Genomic DNA, 20,979 nt, shown 5'->3' on the forward strand with positions numbered 1-20,979 from the left:
CTAAAGTACGGAGAAGCAGGTCTGTGGACGATGTTGAGCTGGTGGTTGAAATCCAGCAGCACATCAGCGAGCTGCCCAGCTATGGCTACCGTCGTGCCTGGGGATTGCTGCGTCGCGAACGTGAAATCCAGTTGCAGTCCGCTGTCAACGTCAAATGGGTTTATCGGGTCATACCTCGACGCACCGTTCAAGTTTGTTCCAGTTGTTTGCCAGGTAGCCTATTACTTTACCCAGGGTGTTTTGTGCGGCGACTTGTGGTCGGTTTTTCTCCAGCGAGCTTTTCAAATGGGCCAGCACCGGCAAGTTCTGCATCTGGTGGCCTAACAAGCGTTGGCTATCGTCACCGTCCTTGAGGTAGCGTTCGATACCGTACAGCTTGTTGATCAGATTCAGTGCAGTATCGGTGTGCCCGGTTTTGCCCTTGGGTTGGACTCGGTGTTGTATGGACAACAGTACCTTGGCGCAACATCAGATTACAGCCGCCCAGATAGCCGTTGATGACCTGCACAGTCCCCCACCAGTTCATGTTTTTCCAACAGGCGCTGGCCGTTGAGATTCGTGGTTTCATCGGGGAACCGATCTTGGTGCCGCCCCGAAAACCGGCGCAGGATCGTCGTTTCGTAGAGCGCTTCTTTCACCGCCGGATCGCTTCACCTAGGGTGCATCCGTTGAGCTCGGTGTGCCTCATTCCAGCGAACTGTCAATTTCGGTTTCTAACATCATGGTGTGGCTTGCTTTCAATCGTGTTGCGTGGCTATGGTTTCTGATCATTGAAACGCCATCAACCAACTATCCACAGACGACTTTCTGGAGAAAAATGAGTGTGCCTCATGGTCTGACTTCAGTTGGCTGGGATGAAGCATTCGCCCAATCAGAAGGCTGGTTAGCCAAGTGGGTATTAATCAAAGCCTCAAGGAGCAGGCTCACACTAAGTGTCTTTTGCAGGTAAAGTGCTGTCGTCGGGTATGTCTCATTGTGATTTTTCTGTGACGACCCTCCTTACCTACGTACAATGAACTTTACTGATTCACCCAAGGGAGCAGGCCAGATTGGTACAGGGGTATATGGGTAGGTTGCGAGCATTTTTGCTGGCGTTGCCGCGGCGGCAGAAACGGATGATTCAGGTTTTTACAGACATGGTGCTCGTCTGGGTAGCGTTGTGGATGGCATTTGTCGTGCGATTGGGCATAGACGATTTGGTCAATCCATTTCGGGTGCACCTGTGGCTGTTCGTCAGCGCCCCTCTGGTCGCGATTCCCCTGTTCATCCGATTTGGCATGTATCGCGCGGTGATGCGGTACTTCGGTAACGATGCGCTCATCGCGATTATCAAGGCCGTGACATTGTCCTCGTTGATACTGGCTGTCATCGTCTACTGGTACAGCAACCATCAGGCAGTGGTTCCGAGGTCTGTCATTTTCAACTACTGGTGGCTCAGTCTGGTCATCATTGGCGGCCTTCGCCTCGCGATGCGCCAGTATTTTATGGGCGACTGGTTTTCGGCATCCCAACACGTAGTCTCTTCCAACCGCGACGATGGTTTGACGAAAATAGCTATCTATGGAGCCGGGGCGGCAGGCAATCAGTTGGTTGCGGCGCTTCGCATGGGGCGGGTGATGCGTCCGGTGGCCTTTATTGATGACGACGCGGGCATTGCCGATCGCGTCATTTCGGGGTTGCAGGTCTATAAGCCCAAACATATCCAACAGATGATAGATGTGACGGGGGCTCAGGAAATCCTTCTCGCGATACCTTCCTCTAGCCGCACACGGCGTCGTGAGATATTGGGCTATCTTGAAAAATTTCCGTTACATGTTCGCAGTGTCCCAGGATTCATGGACCTGGCGAGTGGCAGGGTCAAGGTCGATGATCTCCAAGAGGTAGACATCGCCGATTTACTCGGACGGGATGCGGTTCCAGCCCAGGAAGTTCTGCTGGAACATTGCATCAAAGCTCAGACTGTCATGGTGACGGGGGCAGGAGGGTCGATCGGTTCAGAGTTGTGTCGGCAGATCATTGGATTGGCTCCCACGACGTTGTTGCTGTTCGATCACAGCGAGTTCAATCTTTACAACATTCTTTCTGAACTTGAACAACGGATCCTGCGTGAGTCGTTGCCAGTCAAGTTGTTGCCGGTTCTTGGATCTATCCGTCATCCGCACAAACTGCTTGATGTGATGAAAACCTGGCACGTTGATACGGTTTACCACGCTGCTGCCTACAAGCACGTTCCTATGGTCGAGCACAATATCGCCGAAGGCGTGTTGAACAACGTGATGGGCACGCTCAATACCGCTCAGGCTGCGCTGCAGGCAGGTGTTGCAAGCTTTGTACTGATCTCCACTGATAAGGCCGTACGTCCGACTAATATCATGGGTAGCACCAAGCGTCTCGCGGAGTTGACTCTTCAAGCCCTCAGTCGTGAAATCGCCCCGGTGCTGTTTGGTGACAAGGCTAACGTCTCACACGTCAATAAAACTCGCTTTACCATGGTGCGCTTTGGCAATGTGCTGGGTTCTTCTGGTTCGGTGATTCCACTGTTCCACCGTCAGATCAAGTCGGGCGGACCATTGACCGTCACTCACCCGAAGATCACGCGTTATTTCATGACCATCCCCGAGGCGGCGCAACTGGTGATTCAGGCCGGCTCGATGGGACAGGGTGGTGACGTGTTCGTACTGGACATGGGGGAGCCGGTGAAGATTGTCGAACTGGCGGAAAAAATGATTCACCTGTCCGGTTTGAGTGTGCGCTCGGACAGGAATCCTCAAGGCGACATCGCCATCGAATTTACGGGCCTGCGCCCTGGCGAGAAGCTTTACGAGGAGTTATTGATCGGTGACAACGTCGCGGCGACTCAGCACCCAATGATCATGAGTGCCAATGAAGATCATCTGCCTTGGGACGTGCTCAAGACGCGGCTGACCGAGCTACTCGGAGCTGTCGAGCGGGATGACTACTCGCGGGTTCGTCAGTTGTTACGCGAAACCGTCAGCGGCTACACCCCCGACGGCGAAATCGTCGACTGGATCTACCAGCAACGCCGCCTCGAGCCCTGATTGTTACACACTCTGTAACGGACACACTTTTGACAGGCTCCAGACATCGCCTAAGTTTGGGAGGCAGCTTCGGAAAAGCTGCTTCTTACTTATCGATGTCATGGAGCGTCACTTATGCGTACAGGCTATTTCTACTCTCTGGTTTTTGCCCTGCTGACCAGCGCCTCTATTGCTGCTATCGCTGCGCCGGCGACCAAGGCTGAGGCTGTAACCGCGCCATTGGCAGTTCAGGTTGCACCGTCTGGGGAGGTTGCAAAAGTCGGTCTCAATACTGCGGATGCAACGACACTACAGCGAGAACTCTCCGGAGTAGGTGAAGCCAAGGCCAAGGCGATTGTTGCGTATCGCGAGAGTAATGGGCCATTTGCATCGGTGGATGAGCTGTTGGAGGTCAAGGGCATCGGCAAGGCGATTCTGGACAAGAACCGCGACAAGCTTGAGGTGAACTGATTCGTAGAAGCTAGCGCCCGAGGCCGGTCATTGACCGGCCTTTTTCATCTCCGGCGATCAATTTCCAGGAGGGCGGAGCAATTTCGCCTTTTGTCCGGAAATAAAAATTACTGTTGTAATATTTTGTTTGGATTATGCCTATAATAAAACCGTCGCCGGTACAGGTTCTCTGGACCTGGGGCATTCAACATCCTTCAGGTATTTCCCAGGAGCGCAGCTATGATTTCCATTCAGTCCAAAGGTACTGCTCTGATCACTGGCGCTTCATCCGGTATCGGTGCAATTTATGCCGAGCGGTTGGCGGCGCGTGGTTTTGACTTGTTGCTGGTGGCTCGCGATGAGCAACGTCTTCAGGCAGCAGCAACCCGGTTGCGAGCCGAGCATGGCGTGCGGGTTGAGGTGCTGAAGGCGGATCTCACGCTCAAGGCTGATTTGTTGGCGGTGGAGCAGCGTCTGCGCAGCGACTCCGGCATCAGCCTGCTGCTGAACAACGCGGGTATCGCGGCGGATGGCTCTTTGGCCAGTGCCGACACCGATCAGCTGGAGCGGATGATTCAGCTCAATGTGGTGGCGGTGACACGTTTGGCTGCTGCGGCAGCCGCGAATTTTTCGGCGGTCGGGCGCGGTTCGATCATCAACCTGGCGTCGGTGGTTGCACTGATTCCCGAGCGCTTCAACGCGACCTATAGCGCGACCAAAGCTTACGTGCTGAGCCTCACGCAGTCGTTGAATGCTGAACTGAGTGGTTCGGGCGTGCAGGTTCAGGCGGTGTTGCCAGGGGTGACACGCACCGAAATCTGGGAACGTTCAGGGATTGATGCCAGCGCTATCCCGGCAGAAATGGTGATGGAGACAGGGGAGATGGTCGATGCGGCATTGTCGGGATTCGATCAGGGTGAGTTGATCACCATTCCTTCGTTACCGGAGGCTGGAGAGTGGGACGCCTTCGTTGCCGCGCGTTATGTGATGGCTCCGAATTTGTCCAGGCGCACCGCCGCCGCACGGTATAAGTGAGGCACCATGAATCGGCTTGAGGTAGTTGCGGCATGAGTGATCGTCGAGTGGTTGTAACAGGGATGGGGCTGGTGTCACCGCTGGGTAGTGGCGTCGAGGTGGTCTGGGCGCGCCTGTTGTCCGGACGCTCCGGGCTGCGGGCTTTACCGGACGAGGTGATCGCCGATCTACCGACCAGGGTTGGTGGCGTCGTGCCGACCCTGGCAGAAGATGCTGAAGCGGGTTTTGATCCGGATCTGGCGACACCACCCAAAGAACAGAAGAAGATGGACCGCTTCATTCTGTATGCCATGGAGGCTGCGCGTCAGGCACTGGAACAGGCTGGTTGGCAGGCGCGGGACGTCAATGCCCAGGAGCGGACTGCAACTATCATCGGTTCGGGGGTGGGAGGTTTCGGCGCGATAGCCGATGCAGTGCGCACCACGGACAGTCGAGGGCCGCGGCGTTTGTCGCCGTTCACCATTCCTTCGTTTCTGGTCAACCTTGCTGCCGGCCACGTGTCGATCCAGCATGGTTTCAAAGGCCCGTTGGGCGCGCCGGTCACGGCCTGCGCGGCCGGGGTTCAGGCGATCGGTGATGCGGCGCGGTTGATCCGCTGTGGTGAGGCGGATATTGCTGTGTGCGGTGGAGCGGAGGCGGCGATCGATCGCGTCAGTCTTGCCGGGTTTGCCGCTGCCCGGGCCTTGTCCAGCGGCTACAACGAAACTCCCGAGCGTGCTTCGCGGCCGTTCGACAGTGGCCGCGACGGCTTCGTGATGGGGGAGGGCGCCGGTCTCTTGGTGATCGAATCCCTGGAGCATGCCTTGGCCCGTGGTGCTCAACCGATAGCCGAGCTTGTCGGCTACGGCACCAGCGCCGATGCCTATCACCTGACGGCGGGTCCCGAAGATGGCAACGGTGCGCGCCGGGCAATGTCGCTGGCGTTGGCCCAGGCGGGCATTTCAGCGGCACAGGTCCAGCATCTCAACGCTCACGCAACCTCGACGCCAGTGGGTGATCTGGGGGAGCTGGCGGCCATCAAGTCATTGTTCGGAACGACCAATGAGGTGGCGGTGACGTCGACCAAGTCGGCCACCGGACATTTGCTCGGCGCCGCCGGTGGAATCGAGGCGATCTTCACATTGCTGGCGATCCGCGATCAGATCGTGCCCGCCACCCTCAATTTTGAAAACCCGGACCCCGCCGCTCAAGGCGTGGACATCGTCCACGGTCAGGCGCGACCGATGGCTATCGAGTACGCATTGTCCAACGGCTTCGGTTTTGGTGGGGTCAATGCCAGCGTGCTGTTCAAGCGCTGGCAGGGCTAGTTCCGGGGTTGTTTGAGAAAGGTGCGAGTGACGTCGAGAATCCTCTGAGCCAGCTCGGGATTCTCGACACTGCGTGACAACAGCAATGAGCATGAATAGCGCCCTGGCTCGAGCGCGACCGACTCATTCACGATCTGCTGGTCGAGGGTAACAAGCCCGGTGCATGCGAAGCCCTGAGCGATTATCTCGACGATTGCGAACAGCAACTGCTAGAGATGTTCAACCATCCTTCCCGTCACTGATCGAGGACTCATGCCATGTACAAAGACTATCCCGCGGCTTATCAGGTCAGTAAGGGCTCGGCGTTACAGGTCGATAAAGCCTTCTACGAGCGGATCCGCGATACCGCGTCCGGGCGCACGCTGATCGAACAATTCGAAGTGCCGATCCGCACCGGACGCGCCTGGCACGTTCCGGCGGGACATGTGTTCCGCGTGACCACGCCGGTGGGCCCGCAAGTGGGGGACTTCAATGTCTGGAATGCCAACGACCCGCGCGAGCGGCTGTGGGCGGCACGAACCCGGCAATTGCAGGGCGCCCATGTCAGCACCCATGACCGGCTCTGGTCGAACCTGCCCTTTCTGCGACCGTTGGTGACCATCACCGACGATAGCCTGGCCCACTATGGCATCGACGAACACGGTGGACGTTTGCACGATCTGCTGGGCACGCGCTGCGATCCTTATGTGAACAAGATGCTCACCGGCGAGGACTTCCATCACCACTGCCATTCGAACCTGACCCGCGCCGTTTTACCTCACGGTTTGACCGAGTTCGATGTGCATGACGTGCTGAACATCTTTCAGTGCACGGGGCTCAATCACGACGATATGTACTTCATGAAGGCTTGCCCGGCGCAGAAGGGCGACTATCTGGAGTTCTTCGCCGAGATCGACTTGCTCTGTGCCTTGTCGACCTGTCCGGGCGGCGATTTGTCGCTGCCGATGTGGGGGCCGGATGCGCAGGATCCGTTAAGTGTCTGCCGACCGTTGGGCGTGGAAATCTATCGCTTGGAGGACGCCTTACTCAAAGGCTGGAGCCAGCCTGAGCGGGCAGCGTACAAAGGGCTGCACGGCTTGCATATCGCCAAGGCGGATTGGGAGGTGTAGGCGCTGGCGAAGCCTGCGATCTTTTGATTTTCAGCACATTCGAAAACGACAAAAGATCGCAGCCTGCGGCAGCTCCTACGGATTGTTCAACGATCCTGAGCGTCCTTGGCGTCCATTTCCGCGTTGCGCTCAGCGACGCGTTTACGTTGCTCATCGGTCAGTTCCACCTTGTTCGCGGTGTCGCGCAGCATCATCAAGCCACCGACGATCGATCCGATAGCAACCACCAGAATCAACCAGGCATACCAGGGCATAGGGCTCTCCTTAAGGGCAGGTTTCGACGCGAATGGTTTCGCGTCAACGCCGTGCCTGTCCACTTTGAGTCACGACGTTTCTCAGTGGTTCCATTCTAGGCCTGTTCTGCCTGGGTCACCTCATCAAAGACCGGTCAACATCGCATCGGCCGGGGCGTCGGCCCGCAGCTGCGCGGTGAACAGGAAGTAGACAAAACCGACGGCCATGAAACCGAGGAAGATCGCCCCGATCAGCGCGTTGAACCAGGCCATCGCCACCAGGCAGACCACCGCCAGGAACAGCGCAATGCCTGGCACGATCGGATAACCCGGGGCGCGAAAGGTGCGCTCCAGTAGCGGCTCGGTGTTGCGCAGTTTGAACAGGCTGAGCATGCTCATGATGTACATCACGATGGCGCCGAATACCGCCATGGTGATCATTGCCGCGGTCAGGGTCATGCCGCCGAGGTTGATCAAGCCGTCGCTGTAGATTGCCGCGATACCGATCAGGCCGCCGGCGATGATTGCCCGGTGTGGTGTCTGGAAGCGTGACAGCTTGGCCAGATACGTCGGCAGGTAACCTGCGCGGGCCAGGGCGAAGAACTGGCGCGAGTAACCAAGGATGATCCCGTGGAAGCTCGCCACCAGCCCGAACAGGCCAATCCACACCAGCATGTGCAGCCAGCCGGAGCTTTCACCGACCACGACTTTCATCGCTTGCGGCAACGGATCGTTGATGTTCGCCAGGGTCCGCCAGTCACCCACGCCACCGGCAAAGAACATCACACCCATGGCCAGCAACACCAGGGTCAGAATGCCGCTGATGTAGGCCTTGGGAATCGTCCGTTTCGGGTCCTTGGCTTCTTCGGCGGCCATGGCCGCGCCTTCAATGGCGAGGAAGAACCAGATCGCAAAGGGAATCGCCGCGAACATCCCGGCGATTGCCGGTGCACTGAACACATCGGAGCCGGCCCAGCCATTGAGGGCGAAATTGCTGAAGCTGAACGCCGGGGCGACCACGCCCATGAACACCAGCAACTCGACGACGGCCAGCACACAGACCACCAGTTCGAAGGTCGCCGCCAGTTTCACGCCGAGGATGTTCAGGCCCATGAACACGATATAGGCGCCGACCGCCGCGTGTTTCGGGTCGAGGGCGGGGAACTGCACGTTCAGGTAGGCGCCAATGGCCAGGGCAATGGCCGGTGGCGCGAAGACGAACTCGATCAGCGTCGCCAGGCCGGCGATCAGTCCGCCTTTTTCACCGAAGGCGCGGCGGCTGTAGGCAAAAGGCCCGCCTGCGTGAGGGATGGCCGTGGTCAGTTCGGTGAAGCTGAAAATGAAGCAGGTGTACATGGTCGCGACCATGAACGAGGTCACCAGAAAGCCGAGAGTCCCGGCCACGCCCCAGCCGTAGCTCCAGCCAAAGTACTCGCCGGAAATCACCAGCCCGACCGCGATACCCCATAAATGCAGGGTGCCCAGCGTGGGTTTGAGTTGTGTGTTCATGCGTTTCTCCCGCAGAGGTGTGGAAAAGCTCGGGGGAGGGCGTGTGCAGTGGGCGTGCCATGTCGGCTTTGGGCGTCGTAAAGCGCAGAAAGCTGTCGTATCGAGGATGTTCGGTAATGGATGCACGCATTTTAGTGCGCCAGTTGGGAGCCGCGGTACCTGTTCTGCCGCCTTCGCGAGCAAGCTCGCTCCCACATGAGCATCCGATTGTCGATGCACCGCGGACCCCCTGTGGGAGCGGGCTTGCCCGCGATGAGGTCAGTCGGCACACCGCTGTAACTCCCGCGTAAAGCCAGTCTTTACGCTTTCTTTATGCCGCGCCCAACCCCTCGCTCTCGTTCCTTTACAGCCTTCCTGCGGACAATTGCTGCACACGCGGCAATCGCCGTACGACGGAGAAATTCCATGAGCGTTCTGGACGGGGTGTCCCTGCTGTTGGCGGTGGGACTGTTCATTTATCTACTGGTTGCGCTGTTGCGCGCGGATCAGAACTAGGAGCAGCTATGCACAGTTATGACTATTGGCTGATCCTCGCCTTCTTCGCCGTGGTGCTGATTCCGGCACCGTTCCTGGGGCGTTTTTACTACAAGGTGATGGAAGGCCAGCGCACCTGGTTGACGCCGATCCTCGGGCCCGTGGAGCGCGGTTGTTATCGTGTAGCCGGGGTCGACCCGCAGAGCGAACAGAGCTGGCAGAAATACACCCTGGCGTTGCTCGCGTTCAACCTCGCGGGCTTTTTGCTGTTGTTCGCGATCCTGTTGTTCCAGGACTACTTGCCACTCAACCCGCAAAACCTGCCGGGGCAGGAGTGGACGCAGGCGTTCAACACTGCCGTGAGCTTCATGACCAACACCAACTGGCAGTCCTACAGCGGTGAAGCGTCCCTGAGCTACCTGAGCCAGATGGTCGGCCTTACCGTGCAAAACTTCGTCAGCGCCGCCACTGGCCTGGCCGTGTTGGTCGCCTTGTGCCGTGGTATTGGGCGCAAATCGGCACAAACCCTGGGTAACTTCTGGGTCGACATGACCCGCGCCACCCTCTACGGTCTGGTGCCGCTGTGCCTGCTGCTGGCGCTGTTCCTGGTCTGGCAGGGTGTGCCACAAACCTTCGCGCACTATGTGAATGCGCTGACGATGCAGGGCGTGGATCAAGTCATTCCACTGGGTCCTGCGGCCAGCCAGATTGCGATCAAGCAACTGGGCACCAACGGCGGCGGCTTCTTCGGCGTCAACTCGGCACATCCGTTCGAGAACCCGACAGCCTGGAGCAACCTGTTCGAAGTCACATCGATCATCCTGATCCCGGTGGCGCTGGTGTTCACCTTCGGCCATTACGTCAAGGACCTGCGTCAGAGCCGGGCGATCATCGCCTGCATGCTCGCGCTGTTCCTGATCGGTGGTGCGGTGTCGCTGTGGGCTGAATACCAGCCGAACCCGACCCTGAACAACGTTGCTGTCGAACAGACTGCACCGCTGGAAGGCAAGGAAGCACGTTTCGGCACGACCGCCACGGTGCTGTGGTCGGTAACGACCACTGCGGCCTCCAACGGTTCGGTCAACGGCATGCACGACAGCCTCAACCCGCTGAGCGGCATGGTCGCGCTGATCAACATGATGGTCGGCGAAGTGATCTTCGGCGGCGTCGGCGCCGGCCTCTACGGCATGTTGCTCAACGTGCTGATCGCGGTGTTCCTCGCCGGTCTGATGATCGGGCGTACACCGGAATACCTCGGCAAGAAGCTGCAAGCCAAGGAAGTCCAGTTGCTGGTCGTAACCTTGCTGGTGATGCCGGTCGGTGTGCTGGTGCTAGGCGCGATTGCGGCGAGCCTGCCTGGCCCTGCGGGAACCATCAGTAACCCCGGCCCCCACGGTTTCAGCCAACTGCTATATGCCTACACCTCGGCCAGCGCCAACAACGGTTCGGCATTCGGCGGCCTGAACGCCAACACGCCATTCCACAACCTGATGCTGGGTCTGGGCATGTTGATCGGGCGCTTCGGTTACATCCTCCCGGTACTGGCCCTGGCTGGCAGCCTGGCAATGAAGAAAACCGCACCGATTGGCCAGAACAGCTTCCCGACCCATGGCCCGCTGTTCGTCACTTTGCTGACCGTGACCATTTTGCTGGTGGGTGGCCTGACCTTCCTGCCGACCCTGGCGTTGGGCCCTATCGCTGAACATTTGAGCATGGCTGCTTTTGGGCTGAAGAGCTGAGGGATTTGATGATGAATATGCCCGTTCGTGTATCGAAAAAAACCGCACCGCACGCTGTGCCGGCTCAACCAGTCGAGCAACCGAAAACCGCGATCTCGGCCCTGTGGCGGCCGGCGCTGGTGCAAGCCTTCGTCAAGCTCGACCCACGGCAATTGAAGCGTTCGCCGGTGATGCTGGTGGTCGAACTGACCGCGATCCTCACCACCGTGTTGTGCGTGATGCCAGACCCGGCAGTGCCGACCTTTGTGGCGGCACAAATCGCCCTGTGGCTGTGGTTCACCGTGTTGTTCGCGAACTTCGCTGAAGCCTTGGCCGAAGGTCGCGGCAAGGCCCGCGCCGATAGCCTCAAGGCCGGTAGCGAAGGCTTGAGCGCTCGGCGTAAAAAAGCCGATGGCAGCTTTCAGGTAGTGCCCGCGGTCAGCCTGCGCAAAGGTGATGTGGTCCGTGTCGTAGCCGGGGAGATGATTCCTGGTGACGGTGAGGTCATCGAAGGTATCGCCGCGGTCAACGAAGCGGCGATTACCGGTGAGTCCGCACCGGTGATTCGAGAGTCGGGTGGTGATCGTTCGGCGGTCACCGGCAACACTCGATTGGTGTCTGACTGGTTGCTGGTGCGCATCACCGCCAACCCCGGCGAGTCGACGCTGGATCGCATGATTGCACTGGTCGAAGGTGCCAAGCGTCAGAAAACCCCGAACGAAGTGGCGCTGGATATTCTGCTGATCGGCCTGACCATGATCTTCCTGGTGGTGGTCGTGACCCTGCAGCCATTCGCCCACTTCGCCAACGGCAACCTGCCGCTGGTGTTCCTGGTGGCGCTGCTGGTGACGCTGATTCCAACCACCATTGGCGGCTTGCTGTCGGCCATCGGTATCGCCGGCATGGACCGTCTGGTGCGGTTGAACGTGATCGCCAAATCTGGCCGTGCAGTAGAAGCGGCGGGCGACGTGCACGTGTTGCTGCTGGACAAGACCGGCACCATCACTTTCGGTAACCGTCGTTGCACCGCGATCTACGCAGCGCCTGGTGTCAGCGCCAAGGAGCTGGCTGAAGGTGCGCTGTTCGCTTCACTGGCCGACGACACGGCCGAAGGCAAGTCGATCGTCGAGTACTTGCGCGGACTTTATCCACAGGCTGAACCGTCCGCTGAAGTACTGACCGTTGTGCCGTTCAGCGCCGAAACCCGCTTGTCCGGCGTTGACTACCAGGGTCGTGTTTATCGCAAGGGTGCGGTGGATTCGGTACTGGCTTTCGTCGGTCAAAAGCGCGCCGACATGCTGCCGGCGATGTCCCGGGAAATCGACAAGATCGCCCAGAGCGGTGGTACGCCGTTGCTGGTGTGTGCCGAGGGCAAGTTGCTCGGTGCGATCCACCTCAAGGACGTGGTCAAACCGGGCATTCGCGAGCGTTTCGCCGAGCTGCGCAAGTTGGGGATTCGCACCGTCATGGTGACTGGCGACAACCCGCTGACCGCTGCGGCGATTGCCGCTGAAGCGGGTGTCGATGACGTGTTGGCTGAAGCGACACCGGAGAAGAAACTCGCGCGCATTCGTCATGAGCAGAACGACGGTCGTCTGGTCGCCATGTGCGGTGATGGCGCCAACGACGCACCGGCGCTGGCTCAGGCTGACGTCGGCATGGCGATGAACGACGGGACGCAGGCGGCTCGTGAAGCGGCAAACATGGTCGACCTCGACAGTGATCCGACCAAGCTGCTGGACGTGGTGCAGATCGGTAAAGAATTGCTGGTGACCCGTGGCGCGCTGACGACGTTTTCCATCGCCAACGACGTGGCCAAGTACTTCGCGATTCTGCCGGCGCTGTTTGCTTCGATCTACCCGCAACTGGGTGTGCTGAACATCATGCACCTGACCAGTCCGCAGAGCGCGATTCTCTCGGCCATCGTCTTCAACGCCTTGATCATCGTCGCGCTGATCCCGCTGGCGTTGCGCGGTGTACGCGTCCAGGCCGCGAGCGCTGCACACCTGCTGCGCCGCAACCTGCTGATCTACGGCGTGGGCGGCATCGTGGTGCCGTTCGTGGGTATCAAGCTGATCGACATGCTGCTGACTGCGTTGCACTTGGTGTAACCGCTGCACGCCGCGCCTAGGGCGCGGCGTTCACCTGAATTGAGGGTTTTGAAATGTCCACTATGATCCGTCCGGCCTTGAGTCTGCTTGTTCTGATGACCCTGATCACCGGCGTCGCTTATCCCCTGGTGGTAACCGGTGTCGCTCAGCTTGCGTTCCCTGATCAGGCCAATGGCAGCCTGGTGCGTGACGCCGATGGCAAGGTACGCGGCTCGTCCCTGATCGCCCAGGATTTTGTCGGTGACGCATGGTTCCATCCACGGCCATCGGCCGGCGCGTTTGCGACTGTTTCGAGCAGTGCGAGCAACCTGGCGCCGAGCAATCCGGCACTCGCGACCCGGGTGATCGACGACGCCAACAAACTGTTGGTGCCAGGCCAGGGGCCAGTGCCCTTGGCGTTGCTGACCACTTCCGCCAGCGGCCTCGATCCACACTTGCCACCGGCGGCAATTGCCTATCAACTGGCGCGGGTTGCTGCGGCGCGTAACCTGCCGGTGTCTACTCTGCAGCAGTTGCTGGATGCGCATATCGAGCAACCCTTAGTGGGACCTCCGGTGGTGAATGTGCTGGAACTGAACATCGCGCTGGAGAAGTTGTAAGACCGTGCTGCCGCCAATCGCGAGCAGGCTCGCTCCCACAAGGACGGTGATGAACCTGTGGGAGCGAGCTTGCTCGCGATGACGGTTTTGCAATCACCACTTGAACAACAGACAAACAGAGACTTTCAAGCATGAGCGACTCCGGCCGAGCCGATGCACTGTTAGCTGATTTACCCCGCGATGGTCGTGGCCGGCTCAAGGTTTTTCTCGGTGCCGCCCCCGGAGTTGGCAAGACCTACGCCATGCTGCAAGCCGCCCACACCCAGCTGCGCCAGGGCGTGAAAATCATCGCCGGGGTGGTGGAAACCCACGGTCGGGCGGAGACCGAAGCATTGCTCGGCGGTTTGCCGCAGCAGCCATTGGTGCGCTCGGAATACCGTGGCGTGATGCTTGAGGAAATGGACCTCGATGGCCTGCTCAAGGCCAAGCCGAAACTGGTGCTGGTCGATGAACTGGCCCACAGCAATGCGCCGGGCAGCCGCCATGCCAAGCGCTGGCAGGACATTCAGGAGTTGTTGGCGGCGGGTATCGACGTGTTTACCACGGTCAACGTCCAGCACCTGGAAAGTCTTAACGATCAGGTGCGCGGAATCACTGGCGTACAGGTGCGCGAAACCCTGCCCGACTGGGTGCTGCAAGAAGCCTACGAACTGCTGCTGATCGACCTGCCGCCGCGCGAGCTGCTCGAGCGACTGCGTGACGGCAAGGTCTATGTGCCCGAGCAGGCGCGAGCGGCGATCGATGCGTTCTTTACCCAAACCAACCTCACGGCATTGCGCGAACTGGCAATGCAAACCGCAGCGGCGCAAGTCGATGATGATCTGAGTCGCGGTTATCGACAGTTGGGCCAGGCGGCGCCGGCCGTGCGCGGTCGCTTGCTGGTGGGGGTCGATGGCGACGCCCAGGCCGAGCGTCTGGTGCGTCACGCCAGTCGGGTCGCGCAACGTCGGCATTTGCCGTGGAGTCTGGTGCATGTGGACAACGGCAGTGTGCGCGACGAGCAATCGCGTTTGCGTCTGCAAAGTGCTCAGCAACTGGCTGAACGGCTGGGCGGCGAGGTGGTATTGCTGCGTGCTGGCGAGGTCGCGAAAACCCTGATTCAACACGCCGCCGAACGCCGTGCCAGTCTGGTGCTGGTCGGGCAGTCGCGTCAGCGTTTGCGTCGTCGACTGTTCGGTGGCGGGTTGGCCTCACGCTTGTTGCGCAATGCCCGGGGACTGGAAATCAACGTCCTCGACAGCGATGAGCAACAGCATCAACCGCGTCAGCGTTTGGCGCATTCGTTGGTCTGGTTCGACTATGCGCTGGCGCTGTTGGCGACAATATTGGCCAGCGGTCTGGCCTGGGCGGTGTCGAGTATCTTGCCTTTGCCGAACATCTCGCTGGTGTTTCTCGCGGCGGTATTGCTGGTGGCGGTACGCAGTAGCCTGGGGCCGGCATTGGCGTGTGCCGCGTTGTCGTTCCTGACTTACGATTTTCTGTTCATCCCGCCGACCTTTTCTTTTGCAATTCAGCGTGAAGAAGATGTGCTGACGCTGCTGTTTTTCCTGTTGATGGCAGCGCTCACCGGTAACCTCGCTGCGCGTCAGCGGCGACAGTTGGAAGCCTTGCGCGACACTCAGGAAGAAACCAGCGAACTGCTCGACCTGTCGCGCAAACTTACCGCCGCCACCGACCGGCAGGCAGTGATCAGCGCGGCGGCGCAGCACCTGGTCGGCTGGAACGATCTGCAGTTGTGTCTGGTTAACCGTGACGGGCAGGGCGGTTGGAAGGTCGAAACCGGTGGCCCGTTGCAGTTGTCCGAAGCCGAGCGCGCTGCCGCCGACTGGGCCTGGCAGCATGACCAACCGGCCGGCATGGGCACCGGCACCTTACCGTTCGGTCGCTGGTGGTGGTGGCCGTTGTCGGTCGAAGACGGGCCGCTGGGCTTGCTCGGCGTTTGCCCGAAAGAGGGTCAGCAGCTCAGTGGTCAGCGTCGGCGATTGCTGACGGCGTTGAGTCAGCCACTGGCTCAAGCGCTGGCCCGTGCGCAGTTGGCCGATGACCTTGAGGCGGCGCGTTTGCACGGTGAAACCGAACAGCTGCGCAGCGCTTTGCTGGCCTCGGTGTCCCACGATTTGCGTACACCATTGACGTCCATGCGCGGCAGTATCGACAGCTTGCTGGCGTTGGGTGAGGCGATCCCGCTGGAGGATCGTCGTGAGTTGCTTGAAGGCACCCGCGATGAAGCTGAACGGCTCGATCGCTACATCCAGAACTTGCTGGACATGACGCGCCTGGGCCATGGCGCGTTGAAGCTGGCGCGGGACTGGGTGTCGCCGGCAGATATCGTCGGCAGTTCGCTCAACCGTTTGCGCGCGGTGCTGGCGCCGTTGCAGGTGAGCGCGAATGTGCCGGGCGAGTTGCCATTGCTGTATGTGCACGCGGCGCTGATCGAGCAGGCGCTGGTCAATGTGCTGGAAAACGCCGCACGCTTTTCGCCGGCCCATGGCCGTTTGCAACTGAGCGCCGGAGCCACTGACAGCGAGCTGTTTTTTTCCGTGAGCGACGAGGGCCCGGGCATTCCCGAGGACGAACGGGCGAAGATCTTTGACATGTTTTACACCGCGGCCCGTGGTGATCGGGGCGGGCAGGGCACCGGGCTCGGTCTGGCGATCTGTCAGGGCATGGTCGGTGCCCATGGCGGTCGGATCAGCGTCGCTGATGGCATCGAAGGGCGCGGCACCTGTATCACCATCCACTTGCCATTGCAGGAACAGCCGGGGTTTGAAAGTGAAGCCTGACGTTGCCTGCGCTACTCTTCTGCCACCTCTTTTGCCTGATTTGAAACCATGAGCCAGACCGCGACCATTTTGGTCATCGACGATGAACCGCAGATCCGCAAATTCCTGCGCATCAGCCTGGCCTCCCAGGGCTACAAAGTGCTTGAAGCCGGCACCGGCACCGAAGGCCTGGCCCAGGCCGCGCTGAACAAGCCGGACTTGTTGGTGCTTGACCTCGGCCTGCCCGACATGGACGGCCAGCAGGTGCTGCGCGAATTCCGTGAATGGTCGACGGTACCGGTACTGGTGCTGTCGGTGCGCGCCAGTGAAGGGCAGAAAGTCGAAGCGCTCGATGGTGGCGCCAACGACTACGTGACCAAGCCGTTCGGCATTCAGGAGTTTCTGGCACGGATCCGCGCCTTGTTGCGGCAGGCTCCGGCGGGTGAAGCCCCGGAAGCGGCGCTCAAGTTCGGCCCGTTGACGGTCGATCTGGCGTACCGACGGGTGTTGCTGGACGGTGCCGAAGTGGCACTGACCCGCAAGGAGTACTCGGTACTGGCGCAACTGGCGCGCCACGCCGGGCGGGTCATCACCCAACAGCAACTGCTCAAGGACATCTGGGGCCCGACCCACACCGAAGACAGTCACTACCTGCGGATTGTGGTCGGGCATCTGCGCCAGAAACTGGCGGACGATCCGACCCGGCCGAGGTTTATCCTGACCGAGGCGGGGGTGGGGTATCGGCTGTTGAGTGAAGACAGATTTTAGTTCTGTATTGATTGATCCGGCGCCTTCGCGAGCAAGCTCGCTCCCACAGTGAATCTTCAGTGTTCACACAATTTATGCTCGGCACCGAACCAATGTGGGAGCGAGCTTGCTCGCGAAGAGGCCCGGACAGTCACTCGAGAATCTCCAGATCCTCAATCCCGCTCATTCTCATATCGATCCAGCGTATCCCGGGCAATCTCCCGTCCCAGCGCGATCAGTTCCGGCGCCTTGTAGAACTCGAAAAACCGGCAAACCCGCTTTGGCACGTTGATCACGATGTCCGGTGGATAACCGGCGATCTTGTACTGCGCCAATGACGTTTGCATCACCTCGAAACTCTGGTTGATCAAGTCCAACAACGAGGCCGGGCCAACGTTGTCGATGATAAATGAGCCAGTGGCGGATTTTGGCGTGCCGTCGGTTTCCGGCGCTGCGGCGGGTTGCTGCGCTTCGGGGTCGGCGGATTCGATCCAGGGGTTGATTTCGGCGGCTTCGCTGCGCAGCAGCGCTTCCTGTTCCAGAAGCAGCAATTGTTCGGCCTGTTTGCGGCGGAACGGCAGGCGTGAACCGAGGGAGTTGATCAAGCTGTTAAAACGGCTCTTGAACGCGGCGGGGCGCTGGATCACCGGCATCTGATAATGCTTTTGGTTGGTCGAGTTGAGGTTGACCGCAATAATCAGGTCGCAATGGCTCGATACCACCGGGACGATCGGCAAAGGGTTGAGCAAGCCGCCGTCGACCAGCATGCGATTGCCTTGCATTACCGGGGTGAACAGGCTTGGAATCGCCGCCGAGGCGCGCATCGCCTGGTGCAGGCAGCCTTCCTGGAACCAGATTTCCTGCTGGTTGGTCAGGTCGGTGGCCACGGCCGTGTAGGGAATTCGCAGGTCTTCGATGTTGATCTCGCCAACGATCTTGCGGATCTGCCCGAAAACTTTCTCGCCGCGTATCGCCCCGAGACGAAAGCTCACGTCCACCAAGCGTAGTACATCAAGGTAGTCCAGGCTCTCGATCCAGTCGCGGTAGTCGTTGAGTTTGCCGGCGGCGTAGATGCCACCGACCACGGCACCCATGGAGCAACCGGCGATACAGGCGATGTCATAACCGCGCCGTTCGATTTCTTCGATAACCCCGATATGGGCATAGCCCCGGGCTCCGCCTGAGCCCAGCACCAACGCGACACGCTTTTTCATGACTCGCCCCTTCATCAAACAGGCTTCAACAATGCGCCCAATCAGGGGCGTGCTTCAATCATGCTGACTCAGAGTCGGGTCGTCAGCGTCGTTTTTTCAATACTCAATGGCGGCACATGGGTATTCTTGCGGGCGCTATAGTTTCCATGGCTGGGCCAAGGCACTTTTTGTGGTGTTGGCCGTCTTACGTGCATGATTGTTTTTATACCCTGAGGAGTTATTGATGAAAGCCTGGATCTGTCTGCCATTGATCGTGTTAGTACTAGCCGGTTGCGCGGGTAAAACCGCTTACCGCGACAGTTGCGGTAGTCAACTGGACGCCGCCTGGCATGAGCTGGACATCGCCAAGGCTGAAGGCTTTGCCGGCACCGTGAGTTACTCCAAGGCGCTTTCGCTGTTGACCGGGGCCAAGACCCAGCAGCAGTTCGAAGCCTACGAGGGTTGCTCCAAAAAAGCCGAGAAGGCACGTTTCTATATTCGCGAATCCCGCGCGGGGCGTTGAACCAGCACTGACGTAGCGCAATGCGGGTCCCCGGTTTAATGGCCAGCATAGGCTAAAGTTTGCTATCTAATGTTGCTCGTCACGTTGGAGAAAGCGATGTCTGTGTTGGTCGACCGGTTGGTAGCTCAGGTGTTGGGGCTGGAAGTGCGTTTGCTGGCCTGTCAAGCGCGCCTGAACGCCAGCACAGACGCAGAAGCGTTGCATGACTTGCGCACGACGGTTCGCCGTCTGCGCAGCCTGTTGCGGCCATTGCGTGGTTTGCCGGGTGTCGAGCAACTCGAAGCGGCAGCGGCGGGCGTCGGAAACCTGACGACGCCGTTGCGCGACCGTGAGGTTTTGGCGGCGTACTTGCTGGCGCACGGTCAAGCGGACGCGGCCAAGCGTCGAATGGTGAAGATGGCCCAAGCCTATCCGGCCGTGGCCGGTAGCCCGGAACTGGCGCAGCTGTTGATGATACTCGACGCTTTTCCGCGCTTTCTGCGCGCCTCCCAGCGTCAAGACTTGCTCAAAGGCTTGCGTGCACGCATCGAAAAGCGCCTGGCCAAGCAATGGAACGCGCTGGATGTAACACTGCACGATCCCGCACATGACCGCCATCGCCTGCGTCTGCTGATCAAGCGCGTGCGCTATGCGATTGAAGCCTACCCCGAACTGGATCGCCTGCCCACAGCGGCCATGCCACGCCTCAAGTCGGCACAAGAAGCGCTCGGTGACTGGCACGATTGCTGGCAATGGTTGGCCCGTGCCGAGCATGAGCCCGATTTGCTGCCTTGCATGGCAGTCTGGCGGGTGACCATGGCCAAGGCTGAAGGCCGCGCCGATCGCGTTCTCGACAAGCTCAGCGCTGCTTGTTTCAAACCTTGAGCTCACCCGTGCTCGTCAAAGGCTGCCGAAGTATCCGGCCTATCTGTCAGCCTCTTTGGCCGGAATAGGCGCTGTACAGGCGCCGCTGGCTGGTTAACATCCTTCAATCCTTTCCCTGCCTTGAGGTTTCCATGCGCTTTTCAGATTTGCTCGACGCCGTGCGCAGTTCGCCGCATGAGCTGTCTATTCCGGCGGAGTGGGCCCAGGGCCGCGCCAGTTTCGGTGGTCTGGTCGCTGCTTTGCAGTACGAAGTCATGCGCGCGAAAGTCCCGGCAGATCGCCCGGTGCGTTCGTTGGCGATCACCTTTGTCGGCCCGGCCGAACCCGGTGTACCGATCAGTTTTGAAGTGGATGTGTTGCGCGAAGGCAAAGCGGTCAGCCAGGTGCTGGGGCGAGCCGTGCAGAATGGCCAGGTGGTGACCCTCGTTCAGGGCAGCTTTGGTGCTTCCCGTCCTTCTGAGGTCGAGGTGGTGGCCGAGCCGGCACCCGAGATGAAGCACTGGGATGACTGCCAGGAACTGCCTTACATCAAAGGCGTGACCCCCGAGTTCATGCGCCATCTGGCGATGCGTTGGAGTGTCGGCGGTTTGCCCTTCACCGGTAATAAATCCCGGGAGATGGGCGGCTGGGTTCGCTTGCGTGGCGACGTCAAGGAAGAGCCGGTCACTGAGGCGCACATTCTGGCGCTGGTGGATGCCTGGCCCCCGGCGTTGTTGCCGCACCTGAAGAAACCGGCGGCGGGCAGCACCCTGACCTGGACCATCGAATTCGTTCAGCCGTTGCAAGCGTTGAGCACGCTGGACTGGTGCAAATATCTCGTGGAAATCGAACATGCCCGTGATGGATACGGCCACGCCGCTGCAGCGCTGTGGAGCGCTGAAGGGCAGTTGATTGCGCTGAGCCGGCAGACGGTGACTATTTTCGCCTAAGACCTTTAGCGGTGATGGCGTTTGCGCCAGGCGCGCCACCAGCCGCCGCTGAGAAAAAAGCGCGGGAACGTCAGGAATTGCTCGACCAGCAAGCGCGATACGGCATCTTTGCGGTCACTGAACGGCTCGGAAGCTTGCGCCTCCAGGCTGTGACCGTGGCGTTGTAAAGCGAGCGCGGCGAGTAAGCCCACGGCGCCGATGGCCACGTTCAGAAAACTCAGGCTGAACACCCCGGAAACGATCAACAGAAAGGCCACGATAAACAGCGGCACGGCAATCAGGTGCAACACCAGATTGGTCGGGTGCTGGTGGTTTTGCGGGTAGGCGCGCCATTGCCAGGCGGGAAGGTTGGGGTGACGTTTGCCCATGTTGGTAATC

General features: G+C 59.7%; 18 protein-coding genes and 3 pseudogenes. 14 read left to right on the top strand and 7 right to left on the bottom strand.

Annotated features, from left to right (window positions below; translation table 11 throughout):
- Positions 1-174 precede the first annotated feature (174 nt).
- Together AC1RKH_RS20245 and AC1RKH_RS20250 are read right to left on the bottom strand one after the other, a co-directional pair.
- A pseudogene (locus AC1RKH_RS20245) lies at positions 175-435 on the bottom strand (IS66 family transposase); the annotation flags it as partial.
- Positions 413-650 (bottom strand): annotated as a pseudogene (locus tag AC1RKH_RS20250) (IS5/IS1182 family transposase); the annotation flags it as partial. The pseudogenes AC1RKH_RS20250 and AC1RKH_RS20245, both read right to left, overlap by 23 nt.
- A 414-nt stretch (positions 651-1,064) precedes the next feature.
- On the opposite strand from AC1RKH_RS20250, the gene AC1RKH_RS20255 reads away from it, so the two are divergent.
- The 4 genes from AC1RKH_RS20255 (at position 1,065) to fabF (ending at position 5,830) form a co-directional block, all read left to right on the top strand.
- Entirely contained in the window at positions 1,065-3,059 is a 1,995-nt protein-coding gene (locus AC1RKH_RS20255) for a polysaccharide biosynthesis protein (protein WP_493063263.1), read from the top strand.
- 114 nt (positions 3,060-3,173) lie between these two features.
- Positions 3,174-3,509 carry a ComEA family DNA-binding protein gene (locus AC1RKH_RS20260; protein WP_493063262.1) on the top strand — a complete coding sequence of 112 codons (336 nt, stop codon included), beginning with the start codon at positions 3,174-3,176 and terminating at the stop codon, positions 3,507-3,509.
- A gap of 219 nt (positions 3,510-3,728) precedes the next feature.
- Complete coding sequence (locus AC1RKH_RS20265; RefSeq protein WP_493063261.1) at positions 3,729-4,523, top strand: SDR family NAD(P)-dependent oxidoreductase; 795 nt, start codon at positions 3,729-3,731, stop codon at positions 4,521-4,523.
- Positions 4,524-4,555: 32 nt separating this feature from the next.
- Positions 4,556-5,830 (top strand): beta-ketoacyl-ACP synthase II, encoded by a 1,275-nt coding sequence (gene fabF, locus AC1RKH_RS20270; RefSeq protein WP_493063260.1) that lies wholly within the window; start codon positions 4,556-4,558, stop codon positions 5,828-5,830.
- Here fabF and AC1RKH_RS20275 read toward each other — a convergent pair.
- Positions 5,827-5,919, bottom strand: a pseudogene (locus tag AC1RKH_RS20275) (TetR/AcrR family transcriptional regulator); the annotation flags it as partial. The gene fabF and the pseudogene AC1RKH_RS20275 sit on opposite strands and share 4 nt — an antisense overlap.
- Positions 5,920-6,087: 168 nt before the next feature.
- Between AC1RKH_RS20275 and AC1RKH_RS20280 the strand changes: the two are divergent.
- A complete protein-coding gene (locus AC1RKH_RS20280) occupies positions 6,088-6,939 on the top strand; it encodes an urea carboxylase-associated family protein (protein WP_493063259.1) in 852 nt (283 codons plus the stop codon).
- Positions 6,940-7,025: 86 nt separating this feature from the next.
- Here AC1RKH_RS20280 and AC1RKH_RS20285 read toward each other — a convergent pair whose 3' ends face one another.
- Together AC1RKH_RS20285 and eat are read right to left on the bottom strand one after the other, a co-directional pair.
- A complete protein-coding gene (locus tag AC1RKH_RS20285) occupies positions 7,026-7,193 on the bottom strand; it encodes a DUF2897 family protein (RefSeq protein ID WP_071554261.1) in 168 nt (55 codons plus the stop codon).
- Between the two features lie 123 nt (positions 7,194-7,316).
- Complete coding sequence (gene eat, locus AC1RKH_RS20290) at positions 7,317-8,681, bottom strand: ethanolamine permease (RefSeq protein WP_493063258.1); 1,365 nt, start codon at positions 8,679-8,681, stop codon at positions 7,317-7,319.
- A 405-nt stretch (positions 8,682-9,086) separates the two neighbouring features.
- On the opposite strand from eat, the gene kdpF reads away from it, so the two are divergent.
- The 6 genes from kdpF (at position 9,087) to AC1RKH_RS20320 (ending at position 17,113) form a co-directional block, all read left to right on the top strand.
- Complete coding sequence (gene kdpF / locus AC1RKH_RS20295) at positions 9,087-9,176, top strand: K(+)-transporting ATPase subunit F (RefSeq protein ID WP_093421975.1); 90 nt, start codon at positions 9,087-9,089, stop codon at positions 9,174-9,176.
- Positions 9,177-9,184: 8 nt separating this feature from the next.
- Positions 9,185-10,894 (top strand): potassium-transporting ATPase subunit KdpA, encoded by a 1,710-nt coding sequence (gene kdpA / locus AC1RKH_RS20300; protein WP_493063257.1) that lies wholly within the window; start codon positions 9,185-9,187, stop codon positions 10,892-10,894.
- 17 nt (positions 10,895-10,911) lie between these two features.
- Complete coding sequence (gene kdpB, locus AC1RKH_RS20305; RefSeq protein WP_493063346.1) at positions 10,912-12,984, top strand: potassium-transporting ATPase subunit KdpB; 2,073 nt, start codon at positions 10,912-10,914, stop codon at positions 12,982-12,984.
- Between the two features lie 53 nt (positions 12,985-13,037).
- The gene (kdpC, locus tag AC1RKH_RS20310; RefSeq protein WP_493063256.1) at positions 13,038-13,583 is read left to right on the top strand and encodes a potassium-transporting ATPase subunit KdpC; all 546 of its coding nucleotides are present in this window, start codon (positions 13,038-13,040) and stop codon (positions 13,581-13,583) included.
- Between the two features lie 131 nt (positions 13,584-13,714).
- Complete coding sequence (locus tag AC1RKH_RS20315) at positions 13,715-16,366, top strand: DUF4118 domain-containing protein (protein ID WP_493063255.1); 2,652 nt, start codon at positions 13,715-13,717, stop codon at positions 16,364-16,366.
- A 48-nt stretch (positions 16,367-16,414) separates the two neighbouring features.
- A complete protein-coding gene (locus AC1RKH_RS20320; RefSeq protein ID WP_493063254.1) occupies positions 16,415-17,113 on the top strand; it encodes a response regulator in 699 nt (232 codons plus the stop codon).
- 152 nt (positions 17,114-17,265) lie between these two features.
- On the opposite strand, the gene AC1RKH_RS20325 is transcribed toward AC1RKH_RS20320, so the two are convergent.
- Positions 17,266-18,306: a patatin-like phospholipase family protein gene (locus AC1RKH_RS20325; protein WP_493063253.1), complete on the bottom strand. Its 1,041-nt coding sequence runs from the start codon at positions 18,304-18,306 to the stop codon at positions 17,266-17,268.
- 223 nt (positions 18,307-18,529) lie between these two features.
- On the opposite strand from AC1RKH_RS20325, the gene AC1RKH_RS20330 reads away from it, so the two are divergent.
- The 3 genes from AC1RKH_RS20330 to AC1RKH_RS20340 all read left to right on the top strand — a co-directional run bounded on the left by AC1RKH_RS20330 (position 18,530) and on the right by AC1RKH_RS20340 (position 20,601).
- Positions 18,530-18,808, top strand: coding sequence for a hypothetical protein (locus AC1RKH_RS20330; protein WP_123427805.1), 279 nt, complete (start codon positions 18,530-18,532; stop codon positions 18,806-18,808).
- Positions 18,809-18,904: 96 nt separating this feature from the next.
- Positions 18,905-19,672, top strand: a complete 768-nt coding sequence (locus AC1RKH_RS20335) for a CHAD domain-containing protein (RefSeq protein ID WP_493063252.1) — start codon at positions 18,905-18,907, stop codon at positions 19,670-19,672.
- A gap of 131 nt (positions 19,673-19,803) precedes the next feature.
- The gene (locus tag AC1RKH_RS20340; RefSeq protein ID WP_493063251.1) at positions 19,804-20,601 is read left to right on the top strand and encodes an acyl-CoA thioesterase; all 798 of its coding nucleotides are present in this window, start codon (positions 19,804-19,806) and stop codon (positions 20,599-20,601) included.
- Between the two features lie 5 nt (positions 20,602-20,606).
- Here the strand turns inward: AC1RKH_RS20340 and AC1RKH_RS20345 are convergent, their stop codons facing one another.
- Entirely contained in the window at positions 20,607-20,969 is a 363-nt protein-coding gene (locus tag AC1RKH_RS20345) for a terminase (protein ID WP_493063250.1), read from the bottom strand.
- Positions 20,970-20,979 lie beyond the last annotated feature (10 nt).

The sequence above is a fragment of the Pseudomonas sp. GW822-FHT06B12 genome, assembly GCF_058799675.1.

Excerpts from the sequence above, each read along its gene's own strand:
- AC1RKH_RS20255 (WP_493063263.1), top strand. The coding sequence starts at position 1,065 with ATGGGTAGGTTGCGAGCATTTTTGCTGGCGTTGCCGCGGCGGCAGAAA.
- AC1RKH_RS20260 (WP_493063262.1), top strand. The coding sequence starts at position 3,174 with ATGCGTACAGGCTATTTCTACTCTCTGGTTTTTGCCCTGCTGACCAGC.
- AC1RKH_RS20265 (WP_493063261.1), top strand. The coding sequence starts at position 3,729 with ATGATTTCCATTCAGTCCAAAGGTACTGCTCTGATCACTGGCGCTTCA.
- fabF (WP_493063260.1), top strand. The coding sequence starts at position 4,556 with ATGAGTGATCGTCGAGTGGTTGTAACAGGGATGGGGCTGGTGTCACCG.
- AC1RKH_RS20280 (WP_493063259.1), top strand. The coding sequence starts at position 6,088 with ATGTACAAAGACTATCCCGCGGCTTATCAGGTCAGTAAGGGCTCGGCG.
- AC1RKH_RS20285 (WP_071554261.1), bottom strand. The coding sequence starts at position 7,193 with ATGCCCTGGTATGCCTGGTTGATTCTGGTGGTTGCTATCGGATCGATC.
- eat (WP_493063258.1), bottom strand. The coding sequence starts at position 8,681 with ATGAACACACAACTCAAACCCACGCTGGGCACCCTGCATTTATGGGGT.
- kdpF (WP_093421975.1), top strand. The coding sequence starts at position 9,087 with ATGAGCGTTCTGGACGGGGTGTCCCTGCTGTTGGCGGTGGGACTGTTC.
- kdpA (WP_493063257.1), top strand. The coding sequence starts at position 9,185 with ATGCACAGTTATGACTATTGGCTGATCCTCGCCTTCTTCGCCGTGGTG.
- kdpB (WP_493063346.1), top strand. The coding sequence starts at position 10,912 with ATGCCCGTTCGTGTATCGAAAAAAACCGCACCGCACGCTGTGCCGGCT.
- kdpC (WP_493063256.1), top strand. The coding sequence starts at position 13,038 with ATGTCCACTATGATCCGTCCGGCCTTGAGTCTGCTTGTTCTGATGACC.
- AC1RKH_RS20315 (WP_493063255.1), top strand. The coding sequence starts at position 13,715 with ATGAGCGACTCCGGCCGAGCCGATGCACTGTTAGCTGATTTACCCCGC.
- AC1RKH_RS20320 (WP_493063254.1), top strand. The coding sequence starts at position 16,415 with ATGAGCCAGACCGCGACCATTTTGGTCATCGACGATGAACCGCAGATC.
- AC1RKH_RS20325 (WP_493063253.1), bottom strand. The coding sequence starts at position 18,306 with ATGAAAAAGCGTGTCGCGTTGGTGCTGGGCTCAGGCGGAGCCCGGGGC.
- AC1RKH_RS20330 (WP_123427805.1), top strand. The coding sequence starts at position 18,530 with ATGAAAGCCTGGATCTGTCTGCCATTGATCGTGTTAGTACTAGCCGGT.
- AC1RKH_RS20335 (WP_493063252.1), top strand. The coding sequence starts at position 18,905 with ATGTCTGTGTTGGTCGACCGGTTGGTAGCTCAGGTGTTGGGGCTGGAA.
- AC1RKH_RS20340 (WP_493063251.1), top strand. The coding sequence starts at position 19,804 with ATGCGCTTTTCAGATTTGCTCGACGCCGTGCGCAGTTCGCCGCATGAG.
- AC1RKH_RS20345 (WP_493063250.1), bottom strand. The coding sequence starts at position 20,969 with ATGGGCAAACGTCACCCCAACCTTCCCGCCTGGCAATGGCGCGCCTAC.